Source organism: Stenotrophomonas sp. SAU14A_NAIMI4_8 (genome assembly GCF_003086695.1).
In the GTDB taxonomy this organism is placed as follows: domain Bacteria; phylum Pseudomonadota; class Gammaproteobacteria; order Xanthomonadales; family Xanthomonadaceae; genus Stenotrophomonas.
Genome location: NZ_CP025999.1, coordinates 2,333,915 through 2,352,179, shown reverse-complemented (window position 1 = coordinate 2,352,179; position 18,265 = coordinate 2,333,915). Strand labels below are relative to the sequence as shown.

Sequence of the window (18,265 nt, the reverse complement as noted above, 5' to 3'; positions counted from 1 at the left end):
AACGCCGCCCACGCGTTTGCCACGCCACACCGCAATTAGGCCCGGTCCGATTCGGCCCGGGCCTTGTCTTTCCTACGATTTTCCCCGTGGACGCGGCCCTGGCCGCCTTTCGACCCGTTCGACCAACCAGGCACTTCGCCTACGGAGAATTTCATGAACAGCATCTATCGGATTGTCTGGAATGCGGCCATCGGCAAGTGGGTGGTCGCCTCGGAACTGGCCACGGGCCGCAGCAAGAAGGGCACCAAGGGGGCTGCACGCGCACTTGCTGCGCTGGGCCTGCTGACGCTCGCCGTGCCGCTGTGGGCGGCCGAGGACAACGGCACCACCTGTGTCCTGGCCCAGGGCCAGCCGGGCGTGCTCGATGCGCAGGGCCGCTGCGTCGCGCCCGATGCCGATGCCGACGCTGGCGCCGGGGTGTCGCCGCAGGCCCGCACCATCGGTGTGCAGGCCGCCGTCGACGACCAGTATGTGAAGGTGAATGGCTCGGGTGCCGCCGCCACGGCCGCAGGGGTGGGCGCGATCGCCATCGGCAACAACGCACGCGCGTTGGCCGATGCGGACGGCAACGCCGACAACGCCATCGCGATGGGCGCCAACGCCAGCACCCAGGGCAACAATGCGGTGGCCATCGGCATGGGCGCCAGCGCCAACAGCCAGAACGCACAGGGCGCGGCAGGCTCGCTGGCCGTGGGCGCCAATGCCAACGCCGGCGGCTGGAACAGCGTGGCCGTGGGCTACAACACCAATGCCAGCGGCTCGGGGGCGGTGGCCGTGGGCCGCGGTGCGCGCGGCAGCGCTTCCGAAGCAGTGGCAATGGGTGACAACAGTTCGGTCAGCGCCGAAGGCGGCGTCGCCCTCGGTGGCTCGTCGCAGGTCACGGCTGCCGGTGCGGTGGCGATCGGCCGTGCGTCGGTCGCCAACCGCGCCAATACGGTGTCGGTCGGCAGCGGCACGCTGCGCCGCCAGGTCGTCAATGTCGCCGCGGGTACGCAGGCCAATGATGCGGTGATCGTGCAGCAGCTGCGGGCGGGCGTGCAGGCGCTGGGCGGCGGCGCCGACGTTGCCGCCAACGGCAGCATCACTGCGCCCAGCTACGTGCTCGGCCATGGCGGCACCCACACCACCGTTGGCAGCGCGCTGGAAGCGCTGGACGATGGCCTGACCACCACCACCACGACCCTGAACCAGTTGAGCACTTCGCTGGACAACGGCACCGTGGGCCTGGTGCAGCAGGCGGCACCGGGTGCCGAGTTGACCGTGGGCGCCAGCACCGACGGTGCGGCGGTGGACTTCAGTGGCACTGCCGGGGCGCGTCGCCTCCGTGGCGTGGCCGATGCCGCCTCGGCCGACGAAGCCGTGACGCTGGCGCAGCTGCAGGCATCTTCGGCGTCGGTGGCCGATGCGCTTGGCGGTGGCAGCGTTGCCGATGCGCAGGGGCGCATCGGTGCACCCACCTACACCGTGGGTGGCAGCAACTACGGCAACGTGGGCGATGCATTGACGGCGCTGGACGGCCGTGTCGGCGGCACCGGCCAGGACCTGGCCGACCTGCGCGACGCACTGGATGCAGGCAGCCGCTATTTCAAGGCGGACGGTTCGGGCGTGGCCGACGAGGCGGCTGCAACGGGTTCGGGCAGCATCGCTGCGGGTGCCAGTGCCGCCGCCAGCGCTGAACACGGCGTGGCAATCGGCTGGGGCGCGCGCGCGAGCAATGGTGACGGTGCGATTGCCCTCGGTGCGAATGCGCGCGCCACGGGTGAGAATTCGGTGGCGCTGGGTGCCGAGGCGGTAGCAGACCGCGACAACGTCGTGTCGGTTGGCTGGGGCATGGGCGGTAACGGCACCCGCCAGGTCATCAACGTGGCCAACGGCACCGACGCGGCGGATGCGGTGAACGTGCAGCAGCTGCGTCCGGTCATCGATGGCCTAGGCGGCGGCGCCGCGCACAACGCGTCGACTGGCACGGTGACCGGCCCGCAGTACAGCGTGCAGGGCCAGACCTTCGACAACGTGGGCGATGCGCTGTCTTCGGTGGATGGTGGCCTGACCGTGATCGACGGCCGCGTGACCCGCAACGAAGGCGATATCACCCAGTTGCGTCAGCAGCTGGTGGAACTGGGCAATGGCGAAGCCGGCCTGGTGCAGCAGGCGGCCGCGGACGCCGCTGTGACGATCGGTGCCGGTACCGGTGGCGCCGTGGTGGACCTGCGCGGTACCGACGGCGAACGCCAGCTCAAGGGCGTGGCCGCGGGCACCGACGCCAATGATGCGGTGAACCTGGGCCAGCTGGCCTCGGCCGTCGATGACCTTCGCGCCACCGGCAACCGCTATGTGCGGGTGGATGGTGCAGGCGATGGCAGTGATGATGCGCAGGCCAACGGGCAGGGCGCGATGGCGGTAGGTGCATCGGCCCAGGCCAATGGTGCGGGCAGCGTGGCATTGGGCCAGGGTGCGGTGGCACAGGCTGACAACAGCGTGGCGCTGGGCGCGGGCGCCGTTGCCGATCGCGCCAACAGCGTGTCGGTCGGTGCGGCCGGTGCCGAACGCCAGATCACCCATGTGGCCGATGGCAGCGAGGATACCGATGCGGTGAACCTGCGCCAGCTGAAGGCGGCCGGGCTGGTCGGCGATGGGGGGCAGATGCTGGATGCGGTGACCTACGATGCCGGCAGCCAGCGTGCACAGGTCACCTTCGGCGGCGCCAATGGCACCGTACTGTCCAACGTGGCCGATGGTCGTGTGGGTGCAGGCAGCCGCGAGGCCGTGAACGGTGGCCAGCTGGCCGCGCTGCGCGACCAGCTGCAGGGCCGCATCGGCGAGCTGGATGGCCGCGTCGGTGCCCTGGAAGCCGGCGATGCCGGCGGTGGCAGCGGCGGCAATCCGCCGTACTACGGTGCGAATCCGCAGCCCGGCGATCAGGCCGGTGACAACCCGGCCCAGGCCGTCGGCCAGGGCAGCGTGGCGGCGGGTGCCGGTGCAGAGGCCCGAGCTGACAACAGCGTTGCGCTGGGTGCCGGTTCGTTGGCCGACCGCGACAACAGCGTGTCGGTCGGCCGCGAAGGCGGCGTGCGCCAGATCACCCACGTGGCGGCCGGCGTGCAGGCCACCGATGCGGTGAACGTGGGCCAGCTGCAACAGGGTGTGCACGACGCCAAGGCGTATGCCGACGAGCGTGTGCAGGATGCCTGGAGCGGCATGGAGCAGCGCCTGGACCAGGTCAACCGCCAGGCCAACCGGGGCATCGCCGCAGCCGCTGCGCTGGCACCGATGACGCCGTACCTGCCGGGCAAGACCACGATCAACGCCAACCTGGCCAATTACCGCAGCGAAACGGCGATGGGCGTGGGCGTGTCGCGCTGGAGCGACAACGGGCGCGTCAATGTCAACGGTGGCGCGTCCATGGCGCGCGGCGACAAGCCGATCTTCCGCATGGGCGTCGGCGTGGTGCTGGGCGACTGAGACCGGCGCGGGGTGCGCGAGTTCAGCGCGCACCCCGCCGCAACCTGCTGAATCACAAACCATTCCACGGGTGTATCCGGGCGCGCTTTAGGCCGCGTCCGATACGCCAGCGGGGGGCGCTTGCCTAGCATCCAGTCATGGCTGCAACGACCTGCTGCCTACCCCCAACGGGCGTCCCGCCCTCGGAGAACGACCATGAACTGCATCTATCGCATTGTCTGGAACGCGGCCACCGGCAAGTGGGTCGTCGCCTCGGAACTGGCCCAGGGCCGTCGCCGTCGCATGTGCGCGGGCGTTGCCGCCGTACTGCTCGCGATGATTGCTCCGAACGTGCTGGCCAACGAAATCCAGCAGGCACTGTGCAATGCGCTGGACGAACTGCAGCAGGGGGCCTGCGTGGACCCGACTGCGCTGCGTGGCGTCCTGCCGCTGGCCGCAACCGATGACAGCCTGCTGGTGGTCAACGCCGGCAGCAACGCCACGGCCGCCAGCGTCAACGGTATCAACATGATTGCCATCGGCAGCAATGCCGTTGCACGACCGGCCAGCAATGGCGCCAACAACGGTGCCATCGCACTGGGCAGCAACACGCTGGCCGCCGGCACCAACGCCGTCTCGATCGGCTACGGTGCCACGTCCGACAGCCAGAACGGCTCGGGTACCAGCGGCGCGACCTCGCTGGGCGCCAGCACCCGCACCACCTGGAACGCGACCGCGATCGGCTTCCAGGCCAATGGCGCCGGTACGGTGGTAACCGCATTGGGTTCAGCGGCGGTGGCCACGGGCGAGCGCGGCATCGCTCTCGGCCGTGCAGCGACGGCCAGCGGGCAGTATTCCTCCGCGATCGGCGCAGGTGCCCGTGCGACGCACGCCAACAGTGTTGCCATCGGCGCCGGTTCGGTCAGCCGCGGCAACGCCACGGTTGCCCTGGGTTCAACCACGGCACGCCGTGGCATCGAGAACATGGCCGATGGCACCCAGGACAATGACGCGGTCAGCGTGCAGCAGCTGCAGGGACTTCTGCAGGCGACCGGTGGTGCGTTGTCGGCCGACGGCACTGTCATCGCCCCCGGCTTCGATCTCGCCCACGGCGGAACCCATACCAGCATCGGCAGCGCGCTCACCGGGCTGGACGGCGGCCTGTCCAGCGTCGAAGTGTCGGTGAATGATCTGCACACGCGTGTCAGCCAGGGCACCATCGGCATGGTCCAGCAGGCCACGGCCGGCGCCGACCTGACCGTCGGCGCGGATCGTGATGGCGCCGCCATTGGCATGGCTGGAACGGCGGATGCCCGCCGTCTGGGCGGTGTTGCCGATGCGGCCGCCGGCGACGAGGCCATCAACAAGGCGCAGGCCGACGCCGCCGTGGCCAGTGTGGCGACGGCGCTGGGCGCTGGCGCAGGCGTGGCTGCAGATGGCACGTTGCGGGCACCGGACTTCAATGTGCTGGGTACCACCGTGCACAGCACCGGTGACGCACTGCACGCACTGGATGCGGAAGACCGCGCGCAGCGTGCCGGACTGGTCGATCTGGGCAGCGATATGGTGGTTGCCCAGCGCTACTTCCAGGCAGCAGCCGGTGATGTCGATACGCCCGCGACCACCGGCGCTACCGGCAGCACGGCGCTGGGCAGTGCGGCCGCAGCGGGCGGTCAACATTCACTGGCCGTGGGTGCCGACGCGCGTGCGGCCGGGCAGGACAGCGTCGCCATCGGTGCCGGCGCGCGCGCCAACGGTGAGAACGCGGTGGCGCTGGGCGCCGGCTCGGTTGCGGATCGCGACCAGGTGCTGTCCCTTGGCGGCGGCACTGTGGGTACGCGCCAGTTGATCAACGTGGCCAACGGCACTGACGCGACCGATGTGGTCAACCTGCAGCAGTTGCAGGCCACGGTCGCCGCCCTCGGTGGCGGTGCGCAGGTGGACGCGGCCACCGGTATCGTGACAGGCCCGACCTATGTCGTGCAGGGCAGCCGTTTCCACGATGCGGGTTCCGCGCTGGGTGCAGTGGACGGGCAGCTGCAGCTGTTGGACCAGCGGGTCACCCATACCGAAGACGACGTGCTGGACACGCAGCGCCAGATCGATGCGTGGAACGACGGCGACGCAGGCCTGGTACGCCAGGATGCCGCCAGCGGCGACATTGCCGTGGCGGCCGGCCGTGCCGGTAGCGTGGTCGACCTGACAGGGTCGACGGGTGCGCGGCAGTTGAAGGGCCTGGCGGCTGCCGATGACGCGACCGATGCAGTGACCCTGGCACAGATGCAGGACGGCCTGTCGATGGCGCAGCCAGAGGACAGCCGCTATCTGAAGGTCGATGGCCGTGGTGATGGCAGCGACGATGCCTCGATCAGCGGCGGTGGGGCGCTGGCCATCGGTGCGTCTGCGCAGGCTGAAGGTGCCGGGGCCATCGCGTTGGGTCAGGGCGCACAGGCTTCTGTGGACGGTTCCATTGCACTGGGCGCAGGGTCGGTGGCCGACCGTGCCAACGCCGTATCGATCGGGCGTGATGGTGCCGAGCGCCAGATCACCCACGTGGCCGATGCGAGCGACGACACCGACGCCATCAATCTGCGCCAGCTGAAGCAGGCGGGGCTGGTGGGCGACAATGGTGATGTCATGGAGACGGTTGGCTATGTGGCGGGCAGCGATCGCAGCCAGGTGATGTTCGGTGGGGCCGCAGGCACCGTGCTGGCCAACGTCGCCGACGGTCGCGTACAGCTGGGCAGCCGCGAGGTGGTCAATGGTGGCCAGTTGTCGGCCATTGGCGAAGGCATCGGCCGCCAGTTGGATGGACTGCAGGATCGTGTCGGGGTGCTGGAAGGCCAACCGGGCGGTGGTGCGGGGGCGGATCTTCCGTACTACGGCGCTACCGGCAACGAGGCGCTGGTGGCCAATGGTGCGCCGGCTGAAGCCACGGGCCAGGGCGCCGTGGCAGCCGGTTCCGGCGCACAGGCGAGTGCAGACAACAGCGTGGCGCTCGGTTCCGATGCCATCGCCGATCGCGCTGACAGCGTGTCGGTCGGGCACGCCGGGGGCGAGCGCCAGATTGCCCATGTTGCCGCTGGCAGCGCCGATACCGACGCGGTCAACGTGGCGCAGCTGCAGGAGCAGATGGCGTCGGTGAATCGTTACACCGACCAGCGCGTTGAAGCGATGGAGCAGGCCATTGGCGCACAGGCGTCGAATATGTCGCGACAGATCAATCGCGGTATCGCTGCCTCGGCGGCGCTGGTGCAGGTCACGCCTAACCTGCCGGGGAAAGTGACACTGAACCTGGGCACGGCGACCTACCGGGGGGAATCGGCCTTCGCGCTGGGTGTGTCGCGCTGGAGCCGGTCCGGTCGATTCAACCTCAATGCCGGTGTGGCCATGTCGCGGGGTGACCAAGCGTTGTTCAACATTGGCTTTGGCATGGCGTTCGACTGAGTCCAGACACATTGAGGAAAAACGCAGAACAGCGCCCTCGGGCGCTGTTCTGCGTTTCGGTGCATGCGCTGTGTGGCTTATTCGGGCACGGCGCGCCAGCCGCGACTGTCCTGCTGCAGGTACAGAATCGCTGGGTGTGAGGCCTGGGATCGTGCGTGGCCAATACCGGGGAACGCTTCAAGCACACGGGGGTGCGTAGCCCACGGCGCCAGTTCAAGGTGGTAGCTGTACACCGCGCGACCGCGCGCGAACGGCGGCGTGGTCGTTGTCCACTCGGTGACGGCATCCAACGCCTTGCGGCCCCAGCAGATGTCCTGCAGGGCGCGCGCCTCGGTGCCCATCAGCGTGGGTTGTTCGATGCTGCGCGTATGCAGATATGGGGTGGCAGCGTCCGTTGGAACATAGCGGATACCCATGACCCGATGGCCGTCCGCCAATGGATCCAGCTCCATCTCTTCGGAAAGCAGCAATCCAAGCGCAGCCAGTGCGGCCGCCTGGCGGGCCTGTGGGCCTTCCTGGACGACATCGAGCGGCCATTGTGTGAGCCCCAGGCACAGCAGGTCGTCACGCTGCAGTGCGGCGCGCACGATGGGCGTGGGATCAGCATCGGAAGCGAGGTGTGCGGTCACGAGCAATGCCGCGCTGCAGGCCAGCGCAAGCAGTGCGCAGCGCCGAGGTTGGGCACGCATGGGTGCCTCCGGAAGCAAGAGTCAGCGGCGATGCTAGGTGTTGCGGCCGTTCGCTGAATTAGGACCGGTCCGGAATTGAAGCACCGTAGGCGTGCGGTGGCTTCGTAGCGTTGAGCTTGCTCGACGGATTTTCGCGTGGAGCAGTCGAGCAAGCTCGACTCTACGGGTGTTCGGGCTGCACGCGGTCGTAGAGGCGGACCAGGTCGATCAGGGTGCGTGCGCCCAGCTTGCGCATCAGTTGGCCGCGCCGGACCTTCACCGTGATTTCGCTGACGCCCAGATCGGCGGCAATCTGCTTGTTCAAGCGGCCGGCAACCACGCCCTGGGCGACCTCGCGCTCGCCGGCGCTGAGGGTGGCCCAGCGTGCCTGCAGGGCGGCCGTTTCGTTGTGCTCGCTGCGGCGCTGCCGGTCCTGTGCGATGCCTTTCTGGATGGCGTCCAGCAACTGCTGGTCGCGGAACGGCTTGGTCAGGAATTCCAGCGCGCCATCCTTGATGGCATTCACGCCCATGGCGATATCGCCGTGGCCGGTGATGAACACCACCGGCAGGTACAGCCCGTGGCCAGCCATCTGCCGGTGGAAGTCCAGGCCGCTCTGGCCGGGCATGCGCACGTCCAGCACCAGGCACGCCGGCGCATCGTCGCGCGCCGCGTCCAGGAACGCCTGGGTTGAAGCAAAGCTGCGCACCTGCAGCCCCATCGAGGCCAGCAGATCCTCCAATGCCGCACGCACCGAAGCGTCGTCATCCACGACGTAGACCACGGCATCGGGTTCAGTGTGCGCGGCGCGGGTCATGTGCGGCGTCCTCAATGGCAGGCAGTTCGATGATGAAGCAGGCACCGCCGCCACTGGCGCGCTCGGCGTGGATGCGGCCGCCGTTTGCTTCCAGCATGCTGCGGCTCAGGCTGAGGCCCAGCCCCAGGCCGTCGGGCTTGGTGGTCCAGAAGGCGTCGAACACCTGCTCGAGGTCTTCGCTGGGCAGGCCGGCGCCGCGGTCGCGCACGCTAAGGCGCACGTGCTGGTCGCGGGCGTGGGTGAGCACCGACAGGCGGCGCTCGGGCAGCGGCGTGCTGGCCATGGATTCGATGGCGTTCAGCAGCAGGTTGCCGATCACCTGCTGCACTTGCACGCGATCGGCCAGCACCGTGGGCAGGGCCGGGTCCAGCAGCGCGGCCACGGTGATGTGCTGGCGCTCCAGTTCGGCCTGCGACAGGGCAAGCATGTCCTGCACGGCCTGGTTCAGGTCGAACACTTCGCGCTGTGGCGCTGCGCCGCGGGTCAGTCCGCGCACCCGGGCGATCACGTCACTGGCACGGTGCGCGTCGGCCAGGATCCGCGTCAGTGCCTGCTGCGCGCGGTCCACGTTGGCCGGCTGCTGGGCCAGCCAGCGCTGGGCGGCCTCGGCACTGCTGGCGATGGCGGCCAGGGGCTGGTTCACCTCGTGCGCGATGGACGTGGTGAGCTCGCCCACGGTAGACGCACGGGCCACCCGCAGCAGCCGCGTCTGCGCGTCGTGCACGGCGGCCTTGGCTGCCTCCATCTTCAACGACAGGTAGGTGGTGATGCCGATGACCAGGATGCCGATGGCGGTGTTCACCAGGCCGATGCGATAGGCCCCGGCGCGGGTGAGCAGGAAGCTGGTGATGGTCAGGGCGACGCAGGCCAGGGCCAGGCCCAGCAGCGGGCGGGGCAGCAGCCGCCGCGACATGGCCAGGATCAGCGCGGCGTAGAAGCAGGCGGCGGCGACGGCATAGTCACTGAAGGTGTCGACCAGGAAGATCGCCGTCATGGCGACGATCAGGGCCAGGTGGGCCAGCGGGCGGCGGAGCGGGGGGCGGGGCATCGGCAACGGTTCCCGGGCGGGCAGGCGCGAGGATAGCAAAGGCTGTTGGGGGCGCTGGCGGGCAGCGCCCCAGTCATTCTTCCAGAGTGGCATTCCAGAACCCCTGCAACATGCCCGGTTGCGCCGCCAGCTCGGCCAGCACGGCGTCCAGTTCGGTGCCATCGACGGTAGTGGCGTACAGCACCGCTTCGATCTCCACGTCGCGCTCGCCGAACGGGCGCTGGTCCACCGCACGCACCGGGTACTGGGCCTGTTCCAGCAACAGCAGCAGACGGTCCAGCACCTCGGCCTGCTGTTCGCGCTGGCACACCACGTTGATGGCGTAGGTTGCTTCGCTGAAGGTTTCCGGCAGCGGCTGGCGCTGGATACGGTTGACCACCGGCCGCAGCAGGGTGTTCGAGGCGAGGACGAAGACGGCGGCCAGCAGCGCTTCGGGGAACAGCTTCAGCCCCGCACAGGCCCCGACTGCGGCCGAACCCCACAGTGTCGCGGCGGTGTTCAGGCCCGATATCTGGGCGCCGTCCTTCATGATGGCGCCGGCGCCGAGGAAGCCCACGCCGGAAATCACGTAGGCGACCACGTGCAGCGGTGACGGCGTGCCGCCGTGCAGGCCGTGATAGCGCACGGCCAGATCGACGAACACCGCCGCGCTCACCGCGACCAGGGTGTTGGTACGCAGACCGGCGGTGCGCTGGCGAACCTGCCGTTCCAGACCGATGGCGCCACCCAGCACAAAGGCGGTGGACAGGCTGAGCAGGGATGCCAGGGTGGCGCCGGCATCGAATGCCGGCAGGTGCAGATCGAGATTCATGGGGTGTAGCCCTCCACGGATTGACGCCGCTCAGGTGTGATGAAGTGCGAGTGCGGCGGCTGCGCCCAGCTGCAGGCGGACACGCGGACTGCTGCCGATGCACAGCGGCTTCATGGTTTCGCGCAGTGGCGCAGGCAGGTGGCGCAGTACCGTGATGCGTTCGCTCATTGGCAGCAGCGACAGTGCGTCGGCCACCACGCGGGGTGAGCCCAGCGCCAGCGCACGCGCAAACAGCACCGGGCCGTGCTGCAGCAGCTGGCTGCGCAGCGCCGGTACCGCGCGTTCACCGATCAGGCGGCGCAGGGTGATGTAGAGGATCTTGTAGGACATGGGTGGGCTCCGGGCAGGTGATGCCCGCAGCCCCGGTCACGCAAGGTGATGCGAACCGGCTGCCAGGCACCAGCAGAGAGGGACAAGGGGGCAGGGCGCGCGCGCAGCGCACCGGACAGGATCGGGATCCATCTTCAATTCCGCAGTGGATGCAGGCCGGTATTGTCCGCCGGTGGTCCTGCCCGGCCTAGAGGCCCGTGGTACAGCGCGGGTATACGTGGGTATATCCGCGCGTGCGGGTGGTGCGAGGCTTTCGTAGCGTCGAGCTTGCTCGACGGCTGTTGGCGTGCGGCAGTCGAGCAAGCTCGACGCTACCAGGGCGGCGCGTGCGCCAGGGTCAGCCGGCGTGGCTGCCGAGGGCCGCATCGGTGGCGCGGATCAGTGCATCGGTGGTGGCCGCTTCGGTGGCGCTGTGGCCGGACAGCACCATTTCCAGCCGTGCTTCGGGCCAGGCCTGGGCCAGATCCCAGGCGCTGCGGGCGGGGCAGATGATGTCGTAGCGGCCCTGCACGATTACGCCGGGCAGGTGACGGATGCGGTCGAGGTTGCGCAGCAGCTGGCCGTGTTCCAGGAATGCGTTGTGGCGGAAGTAGTGCGCTTCGATGCGGGCCTTGGCCAGGGTCTGCTGCGGGTCTTCATCGGAGGCGGCGTTGACGTCGTGCAGCAGGGTGGCCGCGCTGTCTTCCCAGCCCAGCCAGGCCTGCGCGGCGGCAATGCGAACGGACAGGTCCGGGCTGTCCAGGCGCTTCCAGTACGCCGCGATCATGTCGCCGCGCTCGTCTTCGGGAATGAAGGCCTCGTAGCGTGCCCAGCGCTCCGGGAAGATCCAGCGTGCGCCGCCGTCGGCTTCGGCGAACCAGCGGTTTTCTTCCGCACGGCCCAGATAGACCCCGCGTACGATCACCCCGGTGGCGCGCTGCGGGTGCGCCTGCGCATAGGCCAGTGCCAGCGTGGAGCCCCACGAGCCACCGAACACCAGCCAGCGCTCGATGCCCAGGTGTGCGCGCACCTGCTCGATGTCGGCCACCAGGTGCGCGGTGGTGTTGTCGCGCAGTTCGCCAAAGGGCGTGGAGCGGCCACAGCCACGCTGGTCGATCAGCACAATGCGGTAGCGGGCTGGGTCGAAGAAGCGGCGGTGCACCGGCGAAACGCCCGCACCGGGCCCACCGTGCAGGAACACCACGGGCTGGCCCTGTGGGTTGCCGCATTCCTCGATATGCAGGGTGTGCAGTGCATCCACGGCCAGGCTGTGCTGGCGGTAGGGTTCGATGGATGGATACAGGGTGCGCATGGCGGTGCCTCACGTGCAGGACGCACAAGCATAGCCAGCCGTGGCAAGATTTTGGGGCGCAACCAGAAACCCAACCTCCATGCAGGATGCAACCGCAGCCCCGACCGCCGATCCCTACGTGCTGCCCAGCGGGGCGCGCGAGGCGTTGAAGTGGCTGGCGCTGCTGTTGATGACCGGCGACCACGTGGCCAAGGTGGTCCATGGTGGCTACGTGCCGGTGGTGAGCGAGCTGGGGCGTATCGCATTCCCGCTGTTTGCGGCGGTGATGGCCTGCAACCTGGCCCAGCCCGGCGCAGACCTGGGCAAGTCGATCCGCCGCCTGGCCCTGTGGGGCGTGCTGGCGCAGCCGGTGCATGCCTGGGCGTTCGGCGGCTGGCTGCCGGTGAACATCCTGCTGACCTTTGCCCTGGCGGCCCTGGCCATTCAGGCGCTTGCACGGAATCGACCGTGGTGGCTGTTGCTGGCCGCCGGTGTGTTGCCGTTCTTCGTGGATTACCGCTGGGCCGGCGTGGGGCTGGTGCTGCTGTGCTGGATCGCGTTCCGCCACCGGGTGTGGTGGCTGCCGCTGCCGGCGCTGGCCGCGCTGTGCTGGTTCAACGGCAACGCGTGGGCGCTGCTGGCGGTGCCGGTGCTGTGGCTGATGGCGCGCTGGCCTTGGGCCATTGCGCGCACGCGCTGGTGGTTCTACGTGTACTACGTGGGACATCTGGCGGTGTTGGCGGCATACGCACAGCTGCTGCGCTGAGCGGCTACTGCGCGTGGCTGCCGGCAAGATCGCTGCTGTACTGCAGGACTTTGTCCTCGTGCTGCAGCGGAACGACCTGCACGGGCTGGCCGACCAGCGCCGCGGCCAGCCGCCGTGCAGCGTCGTCGGCATGCTGCAGTTCGCCCGATGGCAGCGACAGCTGCACGCTGCCATCGGCGTGCTGGTGCACGACGAATCGTGACAGCGGCAATGGCGCCAACGCATGGGTCAGGTCGATGTTGTTGATCCACTGCCCCTGCGCGGTTCGGTAGCGCAGGGGGCGGCGCCCCTGCAGCCCGACGATCATCGGGGTGTCACCGGCCATGGCCAGGGCACCGCGATCACCGGTGCGGTAGCGCAGCAGTGGCAGGCAGAAGTTGAAGCCGCCGCTGAGCGTGATCTCGCCGGTCTGCCCGGCCGGCAGTGCGGTGCCGTCGGCATCCAGGATTTCCACGTACATGCCCGGCTGCAGCAGCACGTGGCCGCCGGCCTCGGCATCGAATACCGCCAGCGGCCCGGCCTCGTTCATGGAATACAGATCCAGCACGGGGCAAGCGAAGCGCTCGGCCAGCTGCGTGCGCAGCCCGTGTGACAGGGCCATCGACACCGACAGCAGCGCGCGTGGGCGGTGCTGCACCGGCAACTGCAGCAGCGCGGCAAATGAGATCGGATCGCCGGCGATCACTTCCGGTTGCATCTGGTCGATGTAGCGCGCGCGATCATCGGGATGGCGCCAGTCGTCCGGGTGCAGGTTGATCTTGGCCAACCCCGATTCGCCCATGCTGGGGGTGACCGACACATAGGTGAAGCAGCGCTGCTGCATGCCCAGCAGCATCACCCCCATCTGCCCGGCGCCGTGCTGCAGGGTGATGCCGAAGCGGTGCAGCGCGCGCTTGTGGTAGGCCAGATAGCGCGCGGCCACCACCGGGTGCGAGGGCAGCACCAGCGGATGGCCGGTGGTGCCGGTGGTGCGGAAGTTGATCATCCGCTGCAGCGGCACCGGGTCGGGCACGAAGCGGGCCACGTCGGCGGCCAGGTCGCCGCGGTGCACGCTGTGGATGTCCTGGAACGCTGGCGGGCGACCCAGTGCCCGGTAGTGCGGCACCTGGGCGAAGGTGTCTGCCACGAACGCGTCCAGCCACGGCGGCGGACTGCCGGGCTGCCAGTCGAACCGCGCCTGGGCGATGTCGCGTTCGTAGACGCGCAGCGCGGCCACTTCATCGGCCAACAGACGGTTGCCGCTGGCGTTGCGGAACAGCGGCGCGGCCGGGTGCTCGCGCATGAGCCGCAGCATCGCGCGGCCGTCATCGCTCAGGGTGGGGTAGCGATCGGCCTCGGTCGGTTCGGTGTTCATCGCCACCGGGTTACTCGCGCGTCCACTTGTCGGCCGATTCTTCGGCGGCCTTGCGCGCCAGCGCTTCGCGGATCGCGCGGGCGCGCGCCTCGGTGGCGCGGCTGGCGTCGAGCAGGCGCTGCCGTTCCACCCCGCTGATGCGGGCCAGGCGGTCGGCGGCCTGGGCGGCGGTTTCCCCGTCCGGCAGCAGGCCCAGGCGGGCAATGGTGGTGCGCGCCAGTTCTTCGCGGCGGTCGGCCTCGAACACGAACTGATCGGCCGGGGCGCTGGCCGCCAACGCGGGGATGGCGTCTGCGAACAGGCCTTGCCAGCGTTCCTTCTGCAGGGCGATCTGCTGCCAGTGCGGGTCGGCCATCAGCCAGGCGGCAACGGCGGCCACGCTGAGCTGGTTGGCGCCCACGCCCGGCAGATCGCCGGACAGGGTGGCGCGCAGTGCGGGCGGCAGATCCAGGCCGTGCTGGGCGAACACATCGCCGACCACGGCTGCCACATGCACGCCGCCCTGGCCGGCACGGCGTGGTACGGCGAGGAAATCCGGCGGGGTCTCCAGCAGACGGCGCAGCAGGACATCAAGGTCGGGGCCAGCGGTCATGGTCATGTTCCGAATTTTGCAAACACCAGGGTGGAAGGACAATCACCGCAGACCGCGGCCGGCGTCTGCAGGCGCTGTTGCCGCAGCCGCTCGCGCAGCGTATCGAGGTCGTCGGGCTGGCGCAGGTCGCGGCTGTCGATGGCGTGGGTGTCGACGGTGAAACTGCAGGCGCCGATGCGGCCGTGTTCGTCGATGAACAGGGTCGGGCGGCGGGCCTCGCAATCGAGCACCGGCAGCGCGGCGCCGATGGCGCTGGCATGGAAGCGGTCCAGGTAGGCCGGCTGGGCATGCAGCTGCACGCCGCGCTCGGCCAGTTGAACGGCCAGCGCGGGCAGGGCATGACGCAGCTGTGCCACATCGGCGGCCGTCAGTGCGTGCTGGCGGTGAAACAGCGGGCGGTCGCGGCCACCCAGCTGGTTGAAGGTGATCTCATCCACGCCCCAGTCGGCCAACTGCAGGCACAGATCGGAGAAGTGTTCGAGGGTGGGGTGCATGAGCACCACGTTGGCACGCAGGCGCGGGCGGTTCTGGTTGCCGCTGGCGCGTAGGCCAGCAAGGGCGCGGATCGCCTGTTCCAGCCTGCGCGCACCGCCGGGCCAGCCGCGCAGCGCATCGTGCACGGGGCCCGGGGCATCGATGCTGAAGGTGATCTCGTCGAAGGCCTCGGCCAACGCCTGCGCAGCACCTGGTTGCCAGGCGCGGGTGCCGTTACTGGTCATGCTGATCCGCAGGCCCTGTCGACGTAGTTGCTGCGACAGCGGCAGCAGGCCGGGCCAGAGCAGCGGCTCGCCACCCAGCCAGCTCAGCAGTACCGGCTGGTCGCTGCCCTGCTGGTAGCGCACGAACAGGTCCGCGACACGCTCCACCTCTGCGGCCGGCATGTGCACGCGGGGCTGGCGGACGCGGCGGTCGTAGGCACAGAACCCACAGGCCAGGTTGCACAGCGTGGTCAGCCGCCACAGCACGATCACGGTCGTGGACCGGCCGGGCCCGGCGCGTAGTGGCGCTGGGCAAAGACGCGCGCGAACTGCAGCAGATCCGCCATGTCGCGCACTACGTGGATATCCCAGCCGGCGTCGCGCGCGCGCAGCAGGTCGGCGGTCCAGCCGGTGGCCGCGGCATCGGCCAGGCGTGCCGGCAGCGGGCTGTACAGGTTCAGCGCCATGGTGCCGCCACCGCGCGCGGCCTGCAGCGCATGGCGGGCGATGTCCCAGCCGCTGCCGCCACGTTCGTCCTGGTCGAACAGGGTGGTGATGCCGTCGTCGGAGATATGCAGGATGTGCACGGCGCGGTCGCGCGGCGTGCGCGCGGCATAGGTGTCGCGCAGGCGATGGATCGGGAAGGCGGTGGCGCCGCCGAAGTACCCGGTCAGCACGTGCAGGATGGGGTCTTCGGCGCGCACGAAGCCATCGGTATGCAGGTGCTGGTGAGTGCCGCTCCACAGCGTGGCCTGCACGCGCGCGCCGGCGCGCAGCGCCGACAACGCAATGATGGCACCGGCCAAGGCCAGGTAGGAAGTGTGCTGCTGCGGGTTGGGCATCGAGCCCGAGCTGTCCACGTACAGATCCAGATCGATGGGCTCGGCCGCCGACTCGTGGCCGGGCGCGAGCCCGTACACCCGCTGCACGGTGGTGACCCCGGGGATGACGTGCGGCGATTGCAGTACCGACTGCAGCCAGTCCACCGCATCCAGTGCATCGCCCGGCTCCCACGGTTCCAGGCCTTCGGGCAGTGCTTCCAGTGCCTGCGGCTGCGGCGCGCTGGGGTAGCGGATCAGGTGCGGAAGCGCGCGTTCGCGGTAGTAGCGGATGGCGATCTGGTCGTCATCCAGATCCAGCCCGGCCGCGCGCAGGATCTGCCCATACTCGAACGGTTCACGCATCTGCCCGCGCGAGGTGGCGGCCGCCGTATCCTGCGGTGCTTGCGCTGGGCCTGCTTCATCGGCCTGGCCGGTGATGAGCGGGTCGTGTGCCGGGTGCAGGACCGGCGACAGCTCATCGTCATCCAACTGGCCCAGGCCCGCTGGCTGGCTGCCGTGGCCGGCGTGCTGGGTGTCCATCAGGGCCTCCAGCCGTGCATCGGTCTGCGCCTGCAGCAACCAGGGCAGCAGCAGGGTCGCAAAGCGCGTGGCACCGGCCATCCAGTCGTTGGCGTAGACGCGCACCACCCGCGCGCCCAGCCACGCATCGGCGTGCACGGCCGCATCGTCCGGGGAACCGCCCAGTGCGCCACGCGGCTGCTGCCACAGTTCCTCGTAGATGCCCATGTACAGCTGCCAGACCGTGGATGCCGGCTGGGTGGCCGCCTGCGCCAGGCGCTGGTAGATGGCATCCATGTGCAGGCCGTTCTGGCGCTGCAGGCGGTCGTTGATGAGCAGGTCGGTGTAGAGGTTGGCCACCATCGGCGCGTGTGCTTCCAGCGTCGGCAGCGCGCGGCGGATGCGGGCCAGCATGCGCGCATGGTCACTGGCGGTGGCCGGGGCCAGCACGTGGTGGCCGATCTCGTGCGCCAGGATCTCCACCGCATAGGGCTGCAGGCCGAGCTGCTGAATCTGCTCAAGATCAATCACGATGCGCTGGTCGGCCAGGCGGATGGCGGCGAAGCTGCCGGTCAAGCCCTCGGCAGCGGCCTGCACGTGTGAGTCGCACAGGCGCGGGTCCTGCAGGCGGGTGAACCGGCTCCAGGCGGCCAGTGCCTGCGGCCACGCCTGCTGCCAGGCGAGCAGGGAACCGGGAAGCGGTGGCGGGTTCATTGCGGTGGCAGCACGCGCAGCGCATGCGACCAGGGTGAGAACAGGACGATGCCGGCGTCACCGGCCACCGCCTGCACCTCATGGCGTGCAGCTGCGTGCGGCAGGTGCTGTTCGGCCAGGCGCGCGCCGGTGGCGGCCGGCAGCGTACCGGCCGGCGCCGCATCGAACTCCTCGGCATGGGCCGGCAGCAGGGCGGCACCGAAGGCGTCGGCCAGCAGCAGGAAGTGCTGTTCGCCGCTGCGGATGACAAAGCCCTGAGGCGTGGCCCGCACCAGAGGCGGTGCGCTGAACGACCCACCAAAACCGGTGAAGGCGCCCGTGCTGTGGCCGACCGCGGCACTCGGCGCTGGGTGGTACCAGCGGTCGGCGCGCAGCCGCGCGGGCAGGTCGTCTACGCTGGCGGCAGGGGCGCCGATGATCGCCGCGGTCACTGCGAGCGGAAGGCTGTCCAGTTGCTGCAGTACCGGCTCACGCAGCTGCGCCATGCCCGCGCGCCAGGCCGCCAGTGCGCCCAGGTCGCGCAGCTGCTGGACGTTGCTGCACTGCGCACCGTGTGCGGCCACGATGGCAATCCACGCGTCCACGCGTACGCCGGGTTGTTCGGCCATGCGCAGTACGGCGTTGGCCACGGTGCCCAGCACCGCCTGCGGTTCACGCCGCAGCAACGGTGCCAGCGCGGGCGCCAGCGTGCACCAGGCCGCATCGACCCAGGGCAGGCGCGCACGCGGGCCGGCCTGGCCATGGGCCACCAGCTGCAGCCCCAGTTCGAAGGCCACCTCGCACACCTGGGCGGTACACGCTGGGTCGTCGCCGTCCACGGCCTGGCACAGCGTATCCAGGGTTTCGCGCACGAACTGACTGAACGCGGCCAGGTCCAGGCCGGGCCAGCGGTGGCGTGCATCGGACACGGCCTGGTTGAACAGCGCACGCCGCGATGCCAGCAGCGACGCCAGAGTGGGCGACACCATC

Annotated in this window: 14 protein-coding genes; 3 read left to right on the top strand and 11 right to left on the bottom strand. The window is 69.5% G+C overall.

Annotated elements, in window-relative coordinates; translation table 11 throughout:
- The first annotated feature begins 153 nt into the window (after window positions 1-153).
- Both C1930_RS20540 and C1930_RS10845 read left to right on the top strand, forming a co-directional pair.
- Complete coding sequence (locus C1930_RS20540) at window positions 154-3,462, top strand: ESPR-type extended signal peptide-containing protein (RefSeq protein ID WP_108771718.1); 3,309 nt, start codon at window positions 154-156, stop codon at window positions 3,460-3,462.
- Between the two features lie 195 nt (window positions 3,463-3,657).
- Window positions 3,658-6,888: a YadA-like family protein gene (locus C1930_RS10845; protein WP_108771717.1), complete on the top strand. Its 3,231-nt coding sequence runs from the start codon at window positions 3,658-3,660 to the stop codon at window positions 6,886-6,888.
- A 77-nt stretch (window positions 6,889-6,965) separates the two neighbouring features.
- Here C1930_RS10845 and C1930_RS20255 read toward each other — a convergent pair whose 3' ends face one another.
- The 6 genes from C1930_RS20255 to pip all read right to left on the bottom strand — a co-directional run bounded on the left by C1930_RS20255 (window position 6,966) and on the right by pip (window position 11,853).
- Window positions 6,966-7,577 carry a hypothetical protein gene (locus C1930_RS20255; protein ID WP_159093595.1) on the bottom strand — a complete coding sequence of 204 codons (612 nt, stop codon included), beginning with the start codon at window positions 7,575-7,577 and terminating at the stop codon, window positions 6,966-6,968.
- 160 nt (window positions 7,578-7,737) lie between these two features.
- Window positions 7,738-8,373 carry a response regulator gene (locus tag C1930_RS10830; protein WP_108771714.1) on the bottom strand — a complete coding sequence of 212 codons (636 nt, stop codon included), beginning with the start codon at window positions 8,371-8,373 and terminating at the stop codon, window positions 7,738-7,740.
- Window positions 8,351-9,421: an ATP-binding protein gene (locus tag C1930_RS10825; RefSeq protein WP_108771713.1), complete on the bottom strand. Its 1,071-nt coding sequence runs from the start codon at window positions 9,419-9,421 to the stop codon at window positions 8,351-8,353. Before C1930_RS10825 ends, C1930_RS10830 begins: the two co-directional genes overlap by 23 nt.
- Before the next feature lie 73 nt (window positions 9,422-9,494).
- Complete coding sequence (locus C1930_RS10820; RefSeq protein WP_108762111.1) at window positions 9,495-10,232, bottom strand: MgtC/SapB family protein; 738 nt, start codon at window positions 10,230-10,232, stop codon at window positions 9,495-9,497.
- A 30-nt stretch (window positions 10,233-10,262) separates the two neighbouring features.
- Complete coding sequence (locus C1930_RS10815; protein WP_108756311.1) at window positions 10,263-10,562, bottom strand: hypothetical protein; 300 nt, start codon at window positions 10,560-10,562, stop codon at window positions 10,263-10,265.
- 337 nt (window positions 10,563-10,899) lie between these two features.
- Window positions 10,900-11,853: a prolyl aminopeptidase gene (gene pip, locus C1930_RS10810; RefSeq protein WP_108771712.1), complete on the bottom strand. Its 954-nt coding sequence runs from the start codon at window positions 11,851-11,853 to the stop codon at window positions 10,900-10,902.
- A gap of 79 nt (window positions 11,854-11,932) precedes the next feature.
- Here pip and C1930_RS10805 point away from each other — a divergent pair, with 79 nt between their 5' ends.
- A complete protein-coding gene (locus C1930_RS10805; RefSeq protein ID WP_108756309.1) occupies window positions 11,933-12,598 on the top strand; it encodes a TraX family protein in 666 nt (221 codons plus the stop codon).
- A 4-nt stretch (window positions 12,599-12,602) separates the two neighbouring features.
- Here the strand turns inward: C1930_RS10805 and C1930_RS10800 are convergent, their stop codons facing one another.
- From C1930_RS10800 to C1930_RS10785, 5 genes are read right to left on the bottom strand one after another with little or no spacing between them, the layout of a single operon-like run.
- Window positions 12,603-13,952, bottom strand: coding sequence for an AMP-binding protein (locus tag C1930_RS10800; RefSeq protein ID WP_108771711.1), 1,350 nt, complete (start codon window positions 13,950-13,952; stop codon window positions 12,603-12,605).
- Between the two features lie 10 nt (window positions 13,953-13,962).
- On the bottom strand, window positions 13,963-14,544 hold the full coding sequence (locus C1930_RS10795) for a hypothetical protein (RefSeq protein WP_108771710.1): 582 nt from the start codon (window positions 14,542-14,544) through the stop codon (window positions 13,963-13,965).
- Between the two features lie 2 nt (window positions 14,545-14,546).
- Window positions 14,547-15,515, bottom strand: coding sequence for a radical SAM protein (locus C1930_RS20250; protein ID WP_159093594.1), 969 nt, complete (start codon window positions 15,513-15,515; stop codon window positions 14,547-14,549).
- Window positions 15,512-17,296, bottom strand: coding sequence for a VWA domain-containing protein (locus C1930_RS20245; protein ID WP_159093593.1), 1,785 nt, complete (start codon window positions 17,294-17,296; stop codon window positions 15,512-15,514). Before C1930_RS20245 ends, C1930_RS20250 begins: the two co-directional genes overlap by 4 nt.
- Window positions 17,293-18,264: a hypothetical protein gene (locus C1930_RS10785; protein WP_108771709.1), complete on the bottom strand. Its 972-nt coding sequence runs from the start codon at window positions 18,262-18,264 to the stop codon at window positions 17,293-17,295. The genes C1930_RS20245 and C1930_RS10785 overlap by 4 nt, the downstream gene beginning before the upstream one ends.
- Window position 18,265: the final 1 nt, after the last annotated feature.

Excerpts from the sequence above, each read along its gene's own strand:
- C1930_RS20540 (WP_108771718.1), top strand. The coding sequence starts at position 154 with ATGAACAGCATCTATCGGATTGTCTGGAATGCGGCCATCGGCAAGTGG.
- C1930_RS10845 (WP_108771717.1), top strand. The coding sequence starts at position 3,658 with ATGAACTGCATCTATCGCATTGTCTGGAACGCGGCCACCGGCAAGTGG.
- C1930_RS20255 (WP_159093595.1), bottom strand. The coding sequence starts at position 7,577 with ATGCGTGCCCAACCTCGGCGCTGCGCACTGCTTGCGCTGGCCTGCAGC.
- C1930_RS10830 (WP_108771714.1), bottom strand. The coding sequence starts at position 8,373 with ATGACCCGCGCCGCGCACACTGAACCCGATGCCGTGGTCTACGTCGTG.
- C1930_RS10825 (WP_108771713.1), bottom strand. The coding sequence starts at position 9,421 with ATGCCCCGCCCCCCGCTCCGCCGCCCGCTGGCCCACCTGGCCCTGATC.
- C1930_RS10820 (WP_108762111.1), bottom strand. The coding sequence starts at position 10,232 with ATGAATCTCGATCTGCACCTGCCGGCATTCGATGCCGGCGCCACCCTG.
- C1930_RS10815 (WP_108756311.1), bottom strand. The coding sequence starts at position 10,562 with ATGTCCTACAAGATCCTCTACATCACCCTGCGCCGCCTGATCGGTGAA.
- pip (WP_108771712.1), bottom strand. The coding sequence starts at position 11,853 with ATGCGCACCCTGTATCCATCCATCGAACCCTACCGCCAGCACAGCCTG.
- C1930_RS10805 (WP_108756309.1), top strand. The coding sequence starts at position 11,933 with ATGCAGGATGCAACCGCAGCCCCGACCGCCGATCCCTACGTGCTGCCC.
- C1930_RS10800 (WP_108771711.1), bottom strand. The coding sequence starts at position 13,952 with ATGAACACCGAACCGACCGAGGCCGATCGCTACCCCACCCTGAGCGAT.
- C1930_RS10795 (WP_108771710.1), bottom strand. The coding sequence starts at position 14,544 with ATGACCGCTGGCCCCGACCTTGATGTCCTGCTGCGCCGTCTGCTGGAG.
- C1930_RS20245 (WP_159093593.1), bottom strand. The coding sequence starts at position 17,296 with ATGAACCCGCCACCGCTTCCCGGTTCCCTGCTCGCCTGGCAGCAGGCG.
- C1930_RS10785 (WP_108771709.1), bottom strand. The coding sequence starts at position 18,264 with ATGGTGTCGCCCACTCTGGCGTCGCTGCTGGCATCGCGGCGTGCGCTG.